Raw genomic sequence first — 15,069 nt, 5'->3', positions numbered from 1 at the left:
CTTCAGGCCGACATCAAACCGGTGGCAAACGCCACTCGATCGGCGTTTCGCCATTCTGCTCAAGAAACTTGTTGGTCCGGCTAAAGTGCCCGCAGCCCAAAAATCCTCGATACGCCGACAGTGGCGACGGGTGCACCGAGGTCAGCACCAGATGCTTGGTCGCGTCGATCAGCTTCTGCTTGCTCTGCGCATGCGCGCCCCAGAGCATGAACACCAGATGCGGCTGGCGCTCGCTGACCAGTTCAATGATCCGATCGGTGAAAAACTGCCAGCCCTTGTCCTTGTGTGCGTTGGCGGTGGCGCGCTCGACGGTCATGGTGGTGTTGAGCATCAACACGCCCTGATCGGCCCAGCTCTGCAGATAACCGTGGTTCGGGATGTCGATGTTCAGATCGCGTTTCAACTCTTTATAGATGTTGACCAACGACGGCGGCGCCGGCACGCCCGGCTGCACCGAGAAGCACAAGCCATGGGCCTGTCCCGGGCCGTGATACGGATCCTGACCGAGGATCACCACTTTCACTTTATCCAGCGGCGTCGAATTCAGCGCATTGAAAATCAGCGGACCCGGCGGATAGATTTCCTTGCCGGCCGCCCGCTCCTGCTGCAGAAAGTTGCGCAACTCTGCCATGTAGGGCTGGTCGAATTCAGCACGCAGTGCCTCCTTCCAGCTCGGTTCGAGTTTGATACGGTCGTCAGCAGTCATGGTCATATCCGGCAAAAACAATGGGGCGAACCCTAGGAAAGCCGACCACGCTTGTCAATTGATCTGATGCACATCAGGCACTTTCCCACACAGCGATCATACTTATCGTTCAAATTCCCGATCGAGGTCACGATGAATCTGCACTTCGAAGAACTCTCCGGCACCGACGGCGCACGCCTCGGTATCGCCAGCCTGGACGCTGAAAAATCGCTGAACGCGCTGTCTCTGCCGATGATCAACGCCCTCAGCGATAAATTGAATGCCTGGGCCAAGGATCCACAAATTGTCTGCGTATTGCTGCGCGGCAATGGTGCCAAAGCCTTTTGCGCTGGCGGTGAAGTGCGCAGCCTGGTCGAAGCCTGTCGCGCCCATCCCGGCGAAGTACCGCCGCTGGCCGCGCAATTTTTCGCTGCGGAATACCGCTTGGACTACAGTCTGCACACCTACCCGAAACCGTTGATCTGCTGGGGCCACGGCTACGTGCTGGGCGGCGGCATGGGTTTGTTGCAAGGTGCGAGCACGCGGATTGTCACGCCGAGCAGCCGTTTGGCGATGCCGGAAATCACCATTGGTCTGTATCCGGATGTTGGCGCCAGCTGGTTTCTGGCGCGGCTGCCGGGCAAGCTCGGCTTGTTCCTTGGCCTGACCGGCGCACACATGAACGGCCGCGATGCGCTTGATCTGGATCTGGCCGACCGTTTCCTGCTCGACGAGCAGCAGCCAGAACTGATCGAAGGCCTGTTGCAACTCAACTGGCAGGAACAGACCGCCATGCAGCTCAACAGTCTGTTCAAGGCCTTGCAGCAGGAAGCGCTGGCGCAGATGCCCGAGCCGCAGTGGCTGCCACGGCGTCGGCAGATCGACGAACTGCTCGACGTCAGCGACGTGAGTTGCGCCTGGAAAGCCATCAGCCTGCAACGTGACAGCAGCGACGCGCTGATCGCTCGAGCGGCAAAAACCCTGAGCGAAGGTTCACCCCTGACCGCGCACCTGGTGTGGGAACAGATCATCCGTGCGCGACATATGTCGCTGGCCGAAGTTTTCCAGATGGAATACACCCTGAGCCTTAATTGCTGCCGGCACCCGGAGTTCAGCGAAGGGGTTCGCGCGCGGCTGATCGACAAGGATCAAAAGCCGCACTGGCATTGGCCGGACGTCAGCAGTGTGCCGGATGCGGTGGTCGAGGCGCATTTTCACAAGGTCTGGGAGGGGCGGCATCCGTTGGCCGATCTGAGCCAATACTGACCCTCCAATAAAAAGCAGGCACAAAAAAAACGGCGCTCAATGCGCCGTTTTTTTGTTTGCGGTGGATTACCAGCGGTTGCCACGTCCGTTGTGGTCGCCGCGACCACTGTGACGGTCGTAGTTGCCGCGACCGCGGTGATCGTTGTCCCAGCCGCCGCGACGGTGGCCGTCCCAGCCGCCACGATCATTGCCGTGCCAACGACGGCTTTCGTAGTAGCGCGGAGCCGGCTGGTAGTAGCGTGGTGCCGGTTGGTAATAACGCGGTTGCTGGTAGTAACGCGGGGCTGGCTGATAGTAGCGCGGGGCCGAATAGTACGTGCTGCCACCGCTGTAATAAGTGCCGCCACCGTTGTAGTACGCCGGCGCGGGTGAGGTGTAGACCTCTGACCTGTAGTAGCTGTCTCCGTATGAATAAGGGACGCATCCGCCAATGGAAAAAAACATCACGGCAAGCAGAAGAATTCGGCGATACATGGCGGCCTCCTGGACCGCGGGTAGCCACACCAGCGACGCTGGCAGGCGTCAGTCGTTTATTCGGTGACTGACGAAGTATCTGACAGCGTTTTCAGAATCTGGTGCGTTTCTGAAACAAGTTGAAACAAGTGATTAATGAAACCTTGTTCATCCGCCAACTCCGTCATTCAGGAGCTGATTAGTGGTGCCCACCGTGATATCCGCCGCCGTGATAACCCCGTCCGTAGCCGCCGTAATAGCCGCGACCACCATAGTAATAACGCGCGCCACCGTAATAGCGCGGGCCGTAATAACCGCCGTAGTAATAAGGCGAGTAATAGCCGGGAGAGTAATACGTGGCGGGATATGCATCGTAGGGACCGGCGTAGTAGTAACAACCGGACAAGCCCAGACCGAGCACGGCTCCAAGCAGTGCTCGACGCAACAGTTTCGAAATTCGCATGACGGCCTCCTGAAAGACCCACAGCCGCAACAGGACAGAGCAGCCGATAGAGCTTTTGACTGACGCGGATCGATCAAGTGCCCGGTTCAGTCCGGCTTCAGATCAGTGGTGCTGGAACCCTGAAAACCACAGGTTGATGTCCAATACAGAAGCGACCATTCGCGCCGCGCATGGAGCAGTTATTTCCGCGCAGTGCCACTAGAATGCTTGCCATCGGGCCACTGCCAACGGAACTGCCATGCCGCTTCGTTCTCCGCTGTACTCGCAACGCTCACTGGTACTGACGCTGATTGCCCTGCTTGGCGCCGGTTTTCTCGCCACGTCGCTGCTCAGTTACTACGCTTCGCGCACGTCGATTCGCGACAACATCGTCAACACCGAACTGCCGCTGACATCCGACACGGTCTATTCGGAAATCCAGAAAGATCTGATCAGACCGATCCTGATTTCCTCGATGATGTCCCGCGACACCTTCATGCGCGACTGGGTGGTGAACGGCGAACAGAATTTCGAGCAGATGACCCGCTACCTCGACGAAGTCATGAGCCATTACGGCGCCTACACTGCGTTCTTCGTCTCCAACAGCACCCTCACCTACTACCACGCCAAAGGCGTGCTCAAGCAGGTCAGAGTCGATGAGCCACGCGATGCCTGGTACTTCCGCGTGCGCGACATGAAAGACCCGTACGAGATCAACGTCGACCCGGATCTGGCCAACAAGGACAACCTGACGTTCTTCATCAACTACAAGGTCTACGACTACCACAACCGCTTTATCGGCGCGGCGGGCGTGGGTCTGACCGTAGATGCGGTGATCAAGCTGATCGACAAGTACCAACAGCGTTATCAACGCAGCGTGTACTTCGTCGACACCTTCGGCCGACTGGTGCTGACCGGTGCCGAGGGCGGGCCAGAAGGTGCGCATAGCGGGCAAAGCCTTGGCGAACTCGACAGCATGAGAAGTCTGGTCAGTCAGTTGCCGAAACCGCACAGCGGCAGCTACGAATACTCCGCTCACGGCCAGGGGCATTTTCTCAACGTTAGGTTTATTCCGGAGTTGAACTGGTACCTGTTCGTCGATAAACGCGAAGACGGCGCTTTGAGCGAAATCCGTCAGTCGCTCTATCTCAATCTGTTGATCTGCCTGTTGGTGACGTTGATTGTGCTGGCCTTGCTCAACCGGGTGATCAAACGATTTCAGTCGAAGATCCAGGCCCAGGCCACCCTCGACAGCCTCACCGAGCTGCCGAACCGCCGTGGCTTCGATCTGCTCGCCGTGCAAGCCCTGCACGAAGCGCAACGGGAAACGAAGCCATTGACCGCGCTGTTGCTGGATCTCGATCACTTCAAGGCGTTGAACGACACCTATGGGCACATGGCCGGTGATCAGGTGCTGATCGGTTTTGCCCGCGACCTGCAAAGTTGCCTGCGCCATGCCGACATTGTCTGCCGCTGGGGCGGTGAGGAATTCATTGTTTTGCTGAAGGATACCGACGGCGACACCGGTCAGAAAATTGCCGAGAAAATCCGCCAGCATGTCGAGCAGCACGAATATGCCTACAACGGCCACAGCCTGAATCTGACCGTGAGCATCGGCGCCACCACCCTGCAACGCGAAGACACCTTGCACAGCCTGCTGTCGCGGGCCGATCATGCGATGTACCGGGCCAAACAAACCGGCCGCAACCGCACCTGCGTGGAAATGCCTCACTCGACTTATGCCTGACGTCATCGAAAGACCCGAACTCTGCCCGGCCTGCGGCGCCCGCAACGATTGCAGCCTGGCCGATCCGCGCACCGCCGACCGCGCATGCTGGTGCTACGGCGTCAGCATCGACGCGGCCGTGCTCGAAGCCTTGCCGCCGGAACTGCGGAACAAATCCTGCCTGTGCCCGCGCTGCGCGCAGGTCGAGGCGCAACTGCAAGCGGCCAAGCCGTCGATCCCGTAAGATGCGCGCCTCGCCATCCACTGAAACCTGAACATGCGCGTCGACCGCTTCCTCAGCAACTTGCCCCGCTACAACCGTCAGCAGGTTCGCCTGTTGCTGGTGGAAAAGCGCGTGCGCGTTGACGGAAAAGTCGTCACGGATCCGCACAGCGAAGTGCTGGAATTCAGCCGCGTCGAAGTCGACGACGAGGTGCTGCAACTGGGCAAACCGGCGCGCTACTTCATGCTGCACAAGCCGCCGGGATGCGTCAGCGCCACCCGCGATCCGCAACATCCGACCGTGCTCGATCTGATCGACGAACCGGACAAGGACGACTTGCACATTGCCGGACGTCTGGATTTCAACACCACCGGTTTAATGCTGATCACCAACGACGGCACCTGGTCGCGGCGCCTGACCCAGCCACAAACCAAACTGCCAAAGGTTTATTACGTCGAAACCGAGCAGGATATTGGCGCGGAGTATGCGATGACGTTTGCCGAGGGCATCTACTTCGCCTTCGAAGACCTGACCACGCAGCCTGCACATCTGGAACTGCTCAGCCCGAGGTCGGCGCGCCTGAGTATCGTCGAGGGTCGCTACCATCAAGTGAAGCGCATGTTTGGCCACTTCAACAACAAAGTGCTGCGCCTGCACCGCGAATCCATGGGCCCGCTGCTGCTCGATCACGCGCTAAAACCGGGCGAGTACCGCGCTTTGCGCACCGAAGAGATTCATTTGTTCTAAGCCGGCGACCGCTCAGCAGAAGTTGTCGAACAATTTACCAAAGGCACTTGCGCGATCCTCCTCCCCCTGCTTGAATCAGGACGTCGGCCAAATTGTGACCGATGAGTCACACCATACATCCAAGAAACTTTTTGCCGGTCGTCAGCCCTCTGGGTTGCGCCTCAGCCGGCAGACTGCCCGCCAATAACAATACCCGTCGACCGCTGTCATGGATCGACATGGGCCAAGCAAATTCCAGGCGTATGCCTACCTGTCACAAAGCTCGTGCAATCTCTTTTTGCGCGCATACCCGCTTGCTTGCCAGGAGTCTTATGACATGAGGCCAGAAATCGCTGTGCTGGATATACAGGGTCAGTATCGGGTTTACACGGAGTTCTATCGCGCAGACGCCGCAGAAAAGACCATCATCCTGGTCAACGGCTCGATGGCCACGACTGCGTCGTTTGCACAAACCGTGAAGAACCTGCACCCGCAATTCAACGTGGTCTGCTACGACCAGCCCTACGCGGGCCGGTCAAAAGCCCACAACCGTCACGAGAAACATCTGACGAAAGAAGTCGAAGGGCAGATCCTGCTGGAGCTGATCGACCACTTCGCCGCCGAACACGTGTTGTCGTTCTCCTGGGGCGGCGCCGCGACGCTCGTGGCCCTCGCGCACCAGCCACGGCGCATCGAGAAAGCCGTGATCAGCTCATTCTCGCCAGTGATCAACGCGCACATGCTCGATTACCTGGAACGCGGCGTCGACTACCTCGGCCAGCGCGATGGCGATCGGGTCGGTGAACTGGTCAACAGCACCATCGGCAAACACTTGCCGTCGCTGTTCAAACGCTTCAACTATCGCCACGTCAGCAGCCTGGCCGAGCACGAATACGGGCAGATGCACTTCCACATCAGCGACGTGTTGCACAGCGATCGGCAGTGCTATTTGAACGCGGCGAAGAAAATCAACGTACCGGTGCTGTTTCTCAACGGCGAATGGGACGAATACACCGCCGCCGAGGATGCGCGCCTGTTCGGCAACCACGTGGCGCAGAGCACCTTCACCACCCTGCAAGCTACCGGGCACTTCCTCGACATGGAGCACAAAGCGGCGTGCCGCGATAGCCAGAACGCCCTGCTCGGCTTCTTGAAACCGGCACCGCAGGCGAGCCGCACGCGATACTCGTTTGTTCAGGATCAACATGCATTGGCTATTTGAAAGAGCGTCGTCGCGAGCAAGGCTGCCGGGCTGAGATTTTGCTTTTCTCACCGCAGTGCTCGCCCGCGATTGACCGTTTTCAGTGATTTAAAGCGTTCATGAGTAAAAGAAAAACTTCAATTCCGTGGCCGAGTCTGGTACAAAGTCAGCCGCTCTGAGCGGGTATAGTTTAATGGTAGAACAGTAGCTTCCCAAGCTTCCGACGAGGGTTCGATTCCCTCTACCCGCTCCACTCGAATATTGGTCTCACGTTGTGTTTTTTGACGGGGGATGCAGGGATAGAAAAAACCGGCCTATAGGGCCGGTTTTTTTGTGGCTGGGATTTGAGGTTGGCCGTTTGGGCAGCGCGGAATGATTCGGAAACACATCATTGATTGCAGATACCCCCTCCCCTCTTACGCTTTGATCTCTCTAACGAGAATCCTTGAGAAGCGTGCGACGCACGAAGTGATGCCCATGCTCGGGATCAATGACGGAGCAATTCCATGACAATCGGATTCAAACAGGAGTACGCAAGCCCATTCGCAGACTTCATCCGTAATGCGAAATCGGACGAAAAAAAGCGTGTTTACCGTGAAGTTCTGACCGAAGCTACCAAGAAGCAGAATGAGGTGATGCTGGCCGCACGTACCAAGCATTCGGCGGTTGGCGCAGGTTTAAATGCGTAAGCTGATCGAAGTGATGACTTCAGGGGATTTCTCCTGTTGTGATCAGATTCAAGAATTGCTCTGAGTTGATGATGAAAGCTCCAGCCTCAAGTGCTTTGGAAACTTTGGTTGGTCCTGCATTTTCACCATAACAAAGAAACGTCAGCGTCTTGCCTGCCGTACTCATGACCCTCAACCCATATTCCACTGCTTTTTGCTCAAGCTCAGCCCGTTGTGCAGCTGCGAACCCAGTGAAAAGAATTTGATTGATCCTACCCGGTGACATTTTCGGATGAGGCGTTTGCGAAGCGGCTTCTGAAGCAACGAGCGCCGGTGGCTTTCGATTGTGCTGAAGCCTCGGAGAAGGAGGAGCGGCCTCATTTAAGAGCAGCTCAGCCCCAAGCAATACTTCGATGATGCGATCCTTGCGATAGGTTTTAGGAAAGGTATCGCTGGCCGATCGTCCTTGAATGTAAACCGAACTCTCTGACCAATGAATCAACTCCCGCTGACTTAAATCGCCCTTTGCATCTCTATAGCTGAATTTTAGAGTCGACATCCGTTTCACTCCCTTCTGACGATCACATGGCCAAATCCCATGCATTACTACGCTGGCTTTATCGAGAGGTGATCCCTTTCAACAGGCTCGTTGAGTGTCCATGACCTTCATTAGAGTTCAACGTTAGCAGCCCGAGCAGTGACGTCAGAAAAAGATGTGTTCCAATATTTTGCAGCGGAAGATCGCCCCATGAACATAAGCAAAACCGGGTAACAAACCCACCTCGCCATCGCTTCGGTCTTACCTAGACTGCGCTAAGCCAACCACCCAACAGAGAACGACGACCGCCCGGTGGTTATAGTGTTGATCATAAAAATTCAATAGGTATAGTACCCACCAAGCACACCACAAGGAGGTGTTGTGAATAGCCGTTTTTTAATCGGCCAACTCGTCGCAGACGGTTGGTATCTGGTACGGATCAAAGGAAGTCACCATCACTTCAAGCATCCGACCAAACCTGGACTGGTCGCCGTGCCACATCCGAAAAAGGATCTGCTGAAGAAAACGGCCATCAGTATTTTGCAGCAGCCGCTGCTTTGACTCTCTGAGTCAGTTGCGCCATGGAGGACAACGAATATGCTCTACCCGATTGCGATTTCAATTGGCGATGACCAACACGCCTGGGGTGTAGAAGTCCCGGACATTCCTGGATGCTTTTCCGCTGGAGAGGATCTGGACGATGCCGTCGCCATGGCTCGCGAAGCCATCGAAGGTCATTTCGAGATTCTCGCGGACGACGGCGCTCCCATTCCAGCGGCCAGCAAGCTGAGCCTGCACGTGGCCAACCCGAAATACACCGGCTGTGCATGGGCCGTGGTGGATATCGATGTGCTCAAGTATTTGGGCAAAGCCCAAAAACTCAACATCACCCTGCCGGGCCACTTGCTCAACCGCATTGATGAGTATGTGTTGCATCACCCGGAAGAGAAAAGCCGTTCCGGGTTTCTGGCTTCGGCAGCGTTGAAGGTGTTGCAGCAGGGTTAAGTCCTGGCGTTTGGGAACCGGCCTCATGGGCCGGTTTTTTTATGCCTGTCAGATATCGACTTTGATGCGACTACTCATCCGGCACAACCTTATCCAGCGCCTGATTCACCGCCAATTCCCCCAACATCACAACCTGCGCAATGCCGAGTGCAGTCTTGCGGTGCGAGGTGTCGAGCAGCGCGGCGAAGTTGTTGAGCATGGTGGTGGCCGAGCCGAGTGTTTCGCTGGCGTTGGCGAGCAAGGATTCGGTGTCGTAGGCAGGGTTGGCGAGGTACATCGGTTCGGGTTCGCGGGTGGAACCCATGATCTGCGCGGTTGGGCTGAGGTAGTGGTCGAGGGCGCGCTCGGCGGCTTCGTGGAATTTCTTTGAATCAGGTGATTCGTAGGGGGAGGCCGGATCGGTTTCCGGCGGATTGGGCGTTACTTTGAACATTGGATTGAGACCTTTTAGTAAGGCCGCAACCGATCTCGCTACTAAACGGATGGGTGGCAGCTGTGCGCAAGTTAGTAGACCGGACCCCAATCCAAATCCGGCGCACCCGAGGGCGCCATGCGCACAGCCACCATCAGGTGCAAGCATTCGCCTGACTGAGTGGTACTCATGCAGCTATTTAGATTGAGGATGCCGGGCTACTAAACCCGATCACTGGAAATCAGTGACGCGAACCAAGTTACCGACCGCCCCTAAAGCGCACAAGCCGGCGGATTCTGGCGTAGCGGTAGGCAACGGCGCAAGGATTTGTAGGCTTCAGGACGTAACACTGCACGCCTTTAAACGCCTCACCCGGAAGATGTTTACGCAGCGATAACACATAGCGATTTTCCCGACATTACAGATCCACAACACTCCACCGGTTTTCACCTCCCACCCAACCGACTAGCATTTCCCCATCAGCCACCACCCTCCCCCTGCGCGGCCATTGACGAATACGCGCCATCACTTTCGAGGGATTCCAATCGCGGCCACTTTGCCGCTGACGATCGAACTCAAAAGAGCCTTCACCATGACGCAAAACATTTACGACGATCCCGAATTCTTCCAGGGCTACAGCCAGATGAACCGCTCCATCGGCGGCCTCGACGCGGCGCCTGAGTGGCCGGCGCTCAAGGCCCTATTGCCGTCCATGCACGACTTGAACGTGGTGGATCTGGGTTGCGGTTATGGCTGGTTCAGCCGTTGGGCCATCGAGAATGGCGCGGCGAGCGTGCTGGGGCTGGATGTCTCGGAGAAGATGCTGGAGCGCGCGCGCGAAACCACCTCGGCGGCGAACATCCGCTACGAACGCGCCGATTTGGAACACCTCGACCTGCCCGCCTGCAGTTTCGATCTGGCCTACAGTTCTCTGGCGCTGCATTACATCAAGGATCTGCCGGGGCTGTTTGCCCACCTGTACGCCGCGCTGAAACCGGGTTCGTACTTTGTGTTCTCTATCGAGCATCCGATCTTCATGGCCCCGCGCAACCCCGGCTGGCTGATCGACAACGAGGGGCACAAGCGCTGGCCACTGGACAGTTATCAGATGGAGGGCGAACGGGTGACTAACTGGTTGACCGACGGCGTGATCAAGCAACATCGTACGGTCGGGACGTTGCTCAATTCGCTGATCGCTGCTGGTTTCACCCTTCGTCATCTCAACGAATGGGGCCCGAGCGATGCCGAAGTGGCTGCACAACCGGCGCTGGCGGAAGAGCGCGAAAGGCCAATGATGATGTTGGTGGCGGTGCAGCGCTGAGACCAAATCTTTCGACCGGCCAGCCCGGTTTTTAGGGTGATAATGCGCGGGCGATTCAATCGCCCGCTTTTCCATCGGGCAGCAGAATATCCGGCGCACTCAAACGTGCGTCGAGGCAGTACCCACCACTCAAGGAAGCAAGATGCAGATCACCCAGGGACAACGACTACCTCTTTCAAACATTCTTCAGGGGCAATCGCTCACACTCGCAGTTCAGATCCAGTCCAGCGATGTGATCGATTTCGTCTGCTTCGGCGTCGACGCGCAGGGCAAACTTTCCGACGATCGCTACATGGTCTTTTTCAACCAGCCGACCACGCCGTGCGCCAGCGTAAAAATCGAAGATCAGGGGCGTTTTCAGATCAACCTTGCGCAATTGCCAGCGTCGATTGACCGCTTGGTGTTCACGGCCTCCATCGACGGTGCCGGGGCGATGAGCGCAATCGGTGCCAGCCACTTCACGGTGTCCAATCCTGCCGGCCAGGCCGTCGCCCACTGCGCTTTTTCCGGCGCAACGTTCAGCGCCGAAAAAGCCATCATGGTGGCCGAGTTGTATCGCAAAAACGGCGAGTGGCGCCTGCTCTCGAACCTGCAAGGATACGCACAAGGCCTTGACGCGTTGGTGAATCACTTTGGTGGCGAAGTGGCCGAAAGCCCTGCACCCGCACCAGCCCCGGTGAAAATATCCCTCGAGAAAAAAATCGCCGACGCCGCACCGCATCTGGTCAGTCTGGCGAAGAAAGCGCAGATCAGCCTGGAGAAAGCCAACCTCACCCAGACCAAGGCCCGGGTGGTGCTGGTGCTCGACGCTTCCGGCTCAATGAATCATCAGTATGCCAAGGGCCGGGTGCAGGAAGTCGTCGACCGGTTACTGCCGCTGGCGGTGTCGTTCGATGAGGACGGCGAACTCGATTGCTGGGCATTCGGCGCCAAGCCTTTGCGCCTCTCACCAGTGACCCTGAGCAATCACAAAGCCTTCATCGATACCGACAATGGCGGCTGGAGAAAATGGGAGCTGGGCAGCCGCATCAACGATGAGCCCAAAGTCATCCAGAAGGTCATCGAGCAGTTTCAGCAAAGCAATGACGGTACACCGATGTATGTGCTGTTCATCAGCGACGGCGGCGTGTCCCAAAGCACCAAGATTACCCGTCTGATGGTCGAGGCAGCCAACCTGCCGATCTTCTGGCAATTCGTCGGACTCGGTGGCCACGGCTACGGCATTCTGGAGAAACTCGACACCCTGACGGGGCGCGTAGTAGACAACTGCGGTTTCTTTGCTCTGGACGATCTGCACGACATCTCTGAAGAGCAGCTCTACGACATGTTGATGGCGGAATTCCCGATCTGGCTCAAAGAGGCCAAGGCCAAGGGCATCATTCGCTGACGATTTGCCGACAACCCGCGCACGGGGTCGTCCTGCGCGGACCGGGGACTCAATCCAGTGCCGACATCGGCAGCGGTGTGATGGCAGCGAATCGCGCCGAACGGTCAAGCTTGACCCGCGCGCCAAAATTGTCGAGTGCCGCGACCGGATCGATTTCACTCAGTCGGTCGAAGTTCAGCGAATTCCATTGGCTGCGTGAAATCACCACCGAGATCACATAGTGATCCTCGACTGTCCCGCTGGCCGCATCATCACGCTGGATATAACCCGACACCAGCACGTTGCCGATTCCGGGCAACAACGCAAAAACCTCACCCGTCACCCGAAACAACGAACCGTAACAAATCGCAACGAAGTCGCGGCGCGCCTGGGCATCGGTGCGTTTCTTGAAGGTCAGGCGACCATTGCCAGTGGCTTGGGCAATACGCCGTGGCATATCGCTTTCGTCCGGTAGATCAATATCCAGCGCGATGCCGCACACATCCTGAGAAAACTCGTAGGCCACCCGGGTATCCTTGGGCCACGCAATGCCGCTCAGCACATAGTTGAGCGCCTTCTCCATTTGCGCACTAAAGCCTTTGGCCGATAAGCGGAAAGCCTTTTCGATCTCTGTCCGCTCGAACTCATGGGCATCGCGAGTGGCCTGCCATTCGGCGAGTTCCTGAGCGTAAGCTGCCAACTGCGATTCGGCCTGCCGAACGACTTTCGCTGCACGCAGGAGCATTCGATCGACAAGGCCTGGGGTCAACTGCACAGGCATTGCCGGGGCCTCTATGGAAAAAGGCGCGGGAATCGCCGGCAGCGATCCTGGGCGCGGTGTCGGCAAATGCACCCCAAGGCAATCCTCAAGATCACGATTGATCGTCTGCGCGGCCTTCTCCAGCAACTGCTGAATGTCCTGCTCCTTCTCGGCCTTCACCCGTTTGACGATGGCTGCCGACAACGGTTGATCATCGATATCGGTGATCAGCAGAGTGCCCTCGTCGGTGATCTTGATCTTCACCGGGCCGGTGTACTCCGTTGCCGCCGTGCGCTGCCGAGCAGGACGATCAATGCGCTCACGATAGGACAGCCCCGTACCGGGCAGCCCCGCATTGAGGTAAGTGCCATTGCGGCCAATGGTCATGCTCAGGCCCCGAGGACCGATTGAAGTGCTCACCCCGGAACCGCTGATATTCAGGCGCACGCCCGGCACCAACGTAATCCGTTTGCTGAACCGAAATCCCATGATTGCTCCTTGCGTCCTGTCTGGCTGAGGTCAGCACCTCGACCGTGAAGGCTTACGTTCTGCCAGCGATGTAGTCGTCAATCGAAGAGAACTGCCGATGCCGGCACATCCACCCCGAGAGGAATACAAAAACCGTCGTCACCGCCACAGCCCAACCGCGCTTGCGCCGGGCCTCGCGCTTGTTGCTGGCGTTGCTGGCGAACAACATCAGCATCATCAGGCAGTAAAACGTCAGCAAGGCGATTTTTGCGAACAGTGCGAGCAAGAAATACAACGACACGCCGTTGCTGCGGTACGTCTGCACAATCACCTGCAAGGCCATGAGCGACGCCAGCACCCCGGCGGCAATCGCCGAATAGCGGGCAGGAATTTCCAGCCAGGCACTGCAGATAAAGTAGGTGCCAATACCGAGGATTGGCGTGAGACTGGTCCACAGTGCGTCGGTGTAGTCCTGGTAAATCGTCATCGATCCCCGATGATGCAACCAGACACAGATCAGCAGCAAAACCGCCATGACAAACAGCGCGATTTTCAGGTTCAGAACCGCTTGATGATCGTCCGCCGCATTGCGCACGGGACTTGCCGGCCTGGCCGTTGCCGATGCCGACGCCTGTACGGGGCCGGGATTAACTGCTGGATCGAGAGTCGCCGCCGGCACGCCCGGTTTAGTGACGGAGCCGACCACGGGCCTGACAGGTTGTGCCAACTGCTGCGTCAGCTCGCTGAGCCTTTGTGACATCGAGGACGACAGGCACTGCCCGGTTTTGCAGTTGTCGCGCAAACGCAGCCACTCACGCTGCTGCTGGCGGACGTCACTGGGGTTAGAGGCGCTTTCCAGCACACGAACGTACTTGGCGTTCAATTGCTCATCCAGCAGGCCGAGGGCCCCCTCTGCGCAGATTGCGTTTTCGGCAAAAGTGGTGGCCTTGGAACAATCAAAACTCGCTGCCGATACCGGGGCAGCGCACAGCGCCAGCAGCAAGCCAAAGAAGCTTGAGCCGAGAAACAAGCGTGACATGGTCGAAATCCCTTTTGTGTACGCAAACCCTGCGGTAGATGCCCAACGACGTTGCCAGAACGCCAACCATCCACTCGCCGAAACATTCCCTTTTTTGCTTTCAAGTACCACTGCCGTACGAACGACGGACAAGAAAAAGCCCCCTCGCGAGGGGGCCTTCTCAACCCTTGCGGGTTAGCCGATGCTCACACCGTGGGCTTCAGCCAGAGGCTTCAGGCCGCCAGCAAAACCCTGGCCGATCGCCTTGAACTTGAACTCTTCACCGTTACGGTACAGCTCACCGAAAATCATCGCGGTTTCGGTGGAAGCGTCTTCGCTCAGGTCGTAGCGAGCCAGCTCTTTACCGTCAGCCTTGTTGATCACTCGGATGTAGGCGTTGGACACCTGACCGAAGCTTTGCTTGCGGGCTTCGGCGTCGTGGATGGTCACCGAGAACACCAGTTTCTTCACAGCAGCCGCCAGGCCGTTGAGCTTGACGGTGGCTTGCTCGTCGTCGCCTTCACCAGCGCCCGAGCGGTTATCGCCCAGGTGCTCGACGGAGCCGTCGGTGGATTTTTTGTTGTTGTAGAAAATGAAACCGTTGTCGTCGAGGACTTTGCCGTTTTCACCCACGATGAAAATCGAAGCATCCAGGTCGAACTCGGTGCCGTCAGTGACACGCGGATCCCAACCCAGGCCCACGATCACTTCGGACAGGCCCGGAGCTTCTTTGGACAGCGAAACGTTGCCACCTTTGGACAGACTTACAGCCATGTTCACATTCCTTTTGT

18 protein-coding genes and 1 tRNA gene are annotated in these 15,069 nt (G+C 57.4%); 11 read left to right on the top strand and 8 right to left on the bottom strand.

Annotated elements, in window-relative coordinates:
• Positions 1–13 precede the first annotated feature (13 nt).
• Positions 14–706 (bottom strand): uracil-DNA glycosylase, encoded by a 693-nt coding sequence (ung, locus tag KI231_RS07175; RefSeq protein WP_213027835.1) that lies wholly within the window; start codon positions 704–706, stop codon positions 14–16.
• A 132-nt stretch (positions 707–838) separates the two neighbouring features.
• Here ung and dspII point away from each other — a divergent pair, with 132 nt between their 5' ends.
• Complete coding sequence (gene dspII / locus KI231_RS07170; RefSeq protein WP_103305587.1) at positions 839–1,951, top strand: enoyl-CoA hydratase/isomerase DspII; 1,113 nt, start codon at positions 839–841, stop codon at positions 1,949–1,951.
• Positions 1,952–2,017: 66 nt separating this feature from the next.
• On the opposite strand, the gene KI231_RS07165 is transcribed toward dspII, so the two are convergent.
• The gene (locus tag KI231_RS07165) at positions 2,018–2,425 is read right to left on the bottom strand and encodes a hypothetical protein (RefSeq protein ID WP_103305586.1); all 408 of its coding nucleotides are present in this window, start codon (positions 2,423–2,425) and stop codon (positions 2,018–2,020) included.
• Between the two features lie 178 nt (positions 2,426–2,603).
• Positions 2,604–2,867, bottom strand: coding sequence for a hypothetical protein (locus KI231_RS07160; RefSeq protein ID WP_213027834.1), 264 nt, complete (start codon positions 2,865–2,867; stop codon positions 2,604–2,606).
• Between the two features lie 238 nt (positions 2,868–3,105).
• Here KI231_RS07160 and KI231_RS07155 point away from each other — a divergent pair, with 238 nt between their 5' ends.
• The 6 genes from KI231_RS07155 (at position 3,106) to KI231_RS07130 (ending at position 7,411) form a co-directional block, all read left to right on the top strand.
• Positions 3,106–4,593 (top strand): sensor domain-containing diguanylate cyclase, encoded by a 1,488-nt coding sequence (locus KI231_RS07155; protein ID WP_213027833.1) that lies wholly within the window; start codon positions 3,106–3,108, stop codon positions 4,591–4,593.
• Positions 4,586–4,816: a cysteine-rich CWC family protein gene (locus KI231_RS07150; RefSeq protein ID WP_103305583.1), complete on the top strand. Its 231-nt coding sequence runs from the start codon at positions 4,586–4,588 to the stop codon at positions 4,814–4,816. Before KI231_RS07155 ends, KI231_RS07150 begins: the two co-directional genes overlap by 8 nt.
• Positions 4,817–4,849: 33 nt before the next feature.
• Positions 4,850–5,542: a pseudouridine synthase gene (locus KI231_RS07145; protein WP_213027832.1), complete on the top strand. Its 693-nt coding sequence runs from the start codon at positions 4,850–4,852 to the stop codon at positions 5,540–5,542.
• 316 nt (positions 5,543–5,858) lie between these two features.
• Complete coding sequence (locus tag KI231_RS07140; RefSeq protein WP_213027831.1) at positions 5,859–6,743, top strand: alpha/beta fold hydrolase; 885 nt, start codon at positions 5,859–5,861, stop codon at positions 6,741–6,743.
• 158 nt (positions 6,744–6,901) lie between these two features.
• Positions 6,902–6,975: transfer RNA gene (locus tag KI231_RS07135), tRNA-Gly, on the top strand.
• 253 nt (positions 6,976–7,228) lie between these two features.
• Complete coding sequence (locus tag KI231_RS07130) at positions 7,229–7,411, top strand: hypothetical protein (RefSeq protein ID WP_213027830.1); 183 nt, start codon at positions 7,229–7,231, stop codon at positions 7,409–7,411.
• A gap of 19 nt (positions 7,412–7,430) precedes the next feature.
• On the opposite strand, the gene KI231_RS07125 is transcribed toward KI231_RS07130, so the two are convergent.
• Positions 7,431–7,949 (bottom strand): BRCT domain-containing protein, encoded by a 519-nt coding sequence (locus KI231_RS07125; protein WP_213027829.1) that lies wholly within the window; start codon positions 7,947–7,949, stop codon positions 7,431–7,433.
• Positions 7,950–8,309: 360 nt separating this feature from the next.
• Here KI231_RS07125 and KI231_RS07120 point away from each other — a divergent pair, with 360 nt between their 5' ends.
• Together KI231_RS07120 and KI231_RS07115 are read left to right on the top strand one after the other, a co-directional pair.
• On the top strand, positions 8,310–8,489 hold the full coding sequence (locus KI231_RS07120; RefSeq protein ID WP_103305578.1) for a type II toxin-antitoxin system HicA family toxin: 180 nt from the start codon (positions 8,310–8,312) through the stop codon (positions 8,487–8,489).
• Between the two features lie 36 nt (positions 8,490–8,525).
• A complete protein-coding gene (locus tag KI231_RS07115; protein WP_103305577.1) occupies positions 8,526–8,933 on the top strand; it encodes a type II toxin-antitoxin system HicB family antitoxin in 408 nt (135 codons plus the stop codon).
• 70 nt (positions 8,934–9,003) lie between these two features.
• Here the strand turns inward: KI231_RS07115 and KI231_RS07110 are convergent, their stop codons facing one another.
• On the bottom strand, positions 9,004–9,366 hold the full coding sequence (locus tag KI231_RS07110) for a DUF6124 family protein (RefSeq protein ID WP_213027828.1): 363 nt from the start codon (positions 9,364–9,366) through the stop codon (positions 9,004–9,006).
• A gap of 571 nt (positions 9,367–9,937) precedes the next feature.
• Between KI231_RS07110 and KI231_RS07105 the strand changes: the two genes are divergently transcribed.
• Both KI231_RS07105 and KI231_RS07100 read left to right on the top strand, forming a co-directional pair.
• Positions 9,938–10,666: a class I SAM-dependent methyltransferase gene (locus KI231_RS07105; protein WP_213027827.1), complete on the top strand. Its 729-nt coding sequence runs from the start codon at positions 9,938–9,940 to the stop codon at positions 10,664–10,666.
• 142 nt (positions 10,667–10,808) lie between these two features.
• Positions 10,809–12,053: a VWA domain-containing protein gene (locus KI231_RS07100; RefSeq protein WP_213027826.1), complete on the top strand. Its 1,245-nt coding sequence runs from the start codon at positions 10,809–10,811 to the stop codon at positions 12,051–12,053.
• 49 nt (positions 12,054–12,102) lie between these two features.
• On the opposite strand, the gene KI231_RS07095 is transcribed toward KI231_RS07100, so the two are convergent.
• From KI231_RS07095 to KI231_RS07085, 3 genes are all read right to left on the bottom strand, one after another.
• Positions 12,103–13,281, bottom strand: a complete 1,179-nt coding sequence (locus KI231_RS07095) for a DUF4236 domain-containing protein (protein WP_213027825.1) — start codon at positions 13,279–13,281, stop codon at positions 12,103–12,105.
• A 52-nt stretch (positions 13,282–13,333) separates the two neighbouring features.
• Positions 13,334–14,299: a lysozyme inhibitor LprI family protein gene (locus KI231_RS07090; RefSeq protein WP_213027824.1), complete on the bottom strand. Its 966-nt coding sequence runs from the start codon at positions 14,297–14,299 to the stop codon at positions 13,334–13,336.
• 174 nt (positions 14,300–14,473) lie between these two features.
• Positions 14,474–15,052, bottom strand: a complete 579-nt coding sequence (locus KI231_RS07085; protein ID WP_213027823.1) for a TerD family protein — start codon at positions 15,050–15,052, stop codon at positions 14,474–14,476.
• Between the last annotated feature and the right edge of the window lie 17 nt (positions 15,053–15,069).

The organism is Pseudomonas sp. Seg1 (assembly GCF_018326005.1).
Classification (GTDB): domain Bacteria; phylum Pseudomonadota; class Gammaproteobacteria; order Pseudomonadales; family Pseudomonadaceae; genus Aquipseudomonas.
Note: the sequence above shows the minus strand (reverse complement) of the source record. Positions and strands in the feature narration are given on the sequence as shown.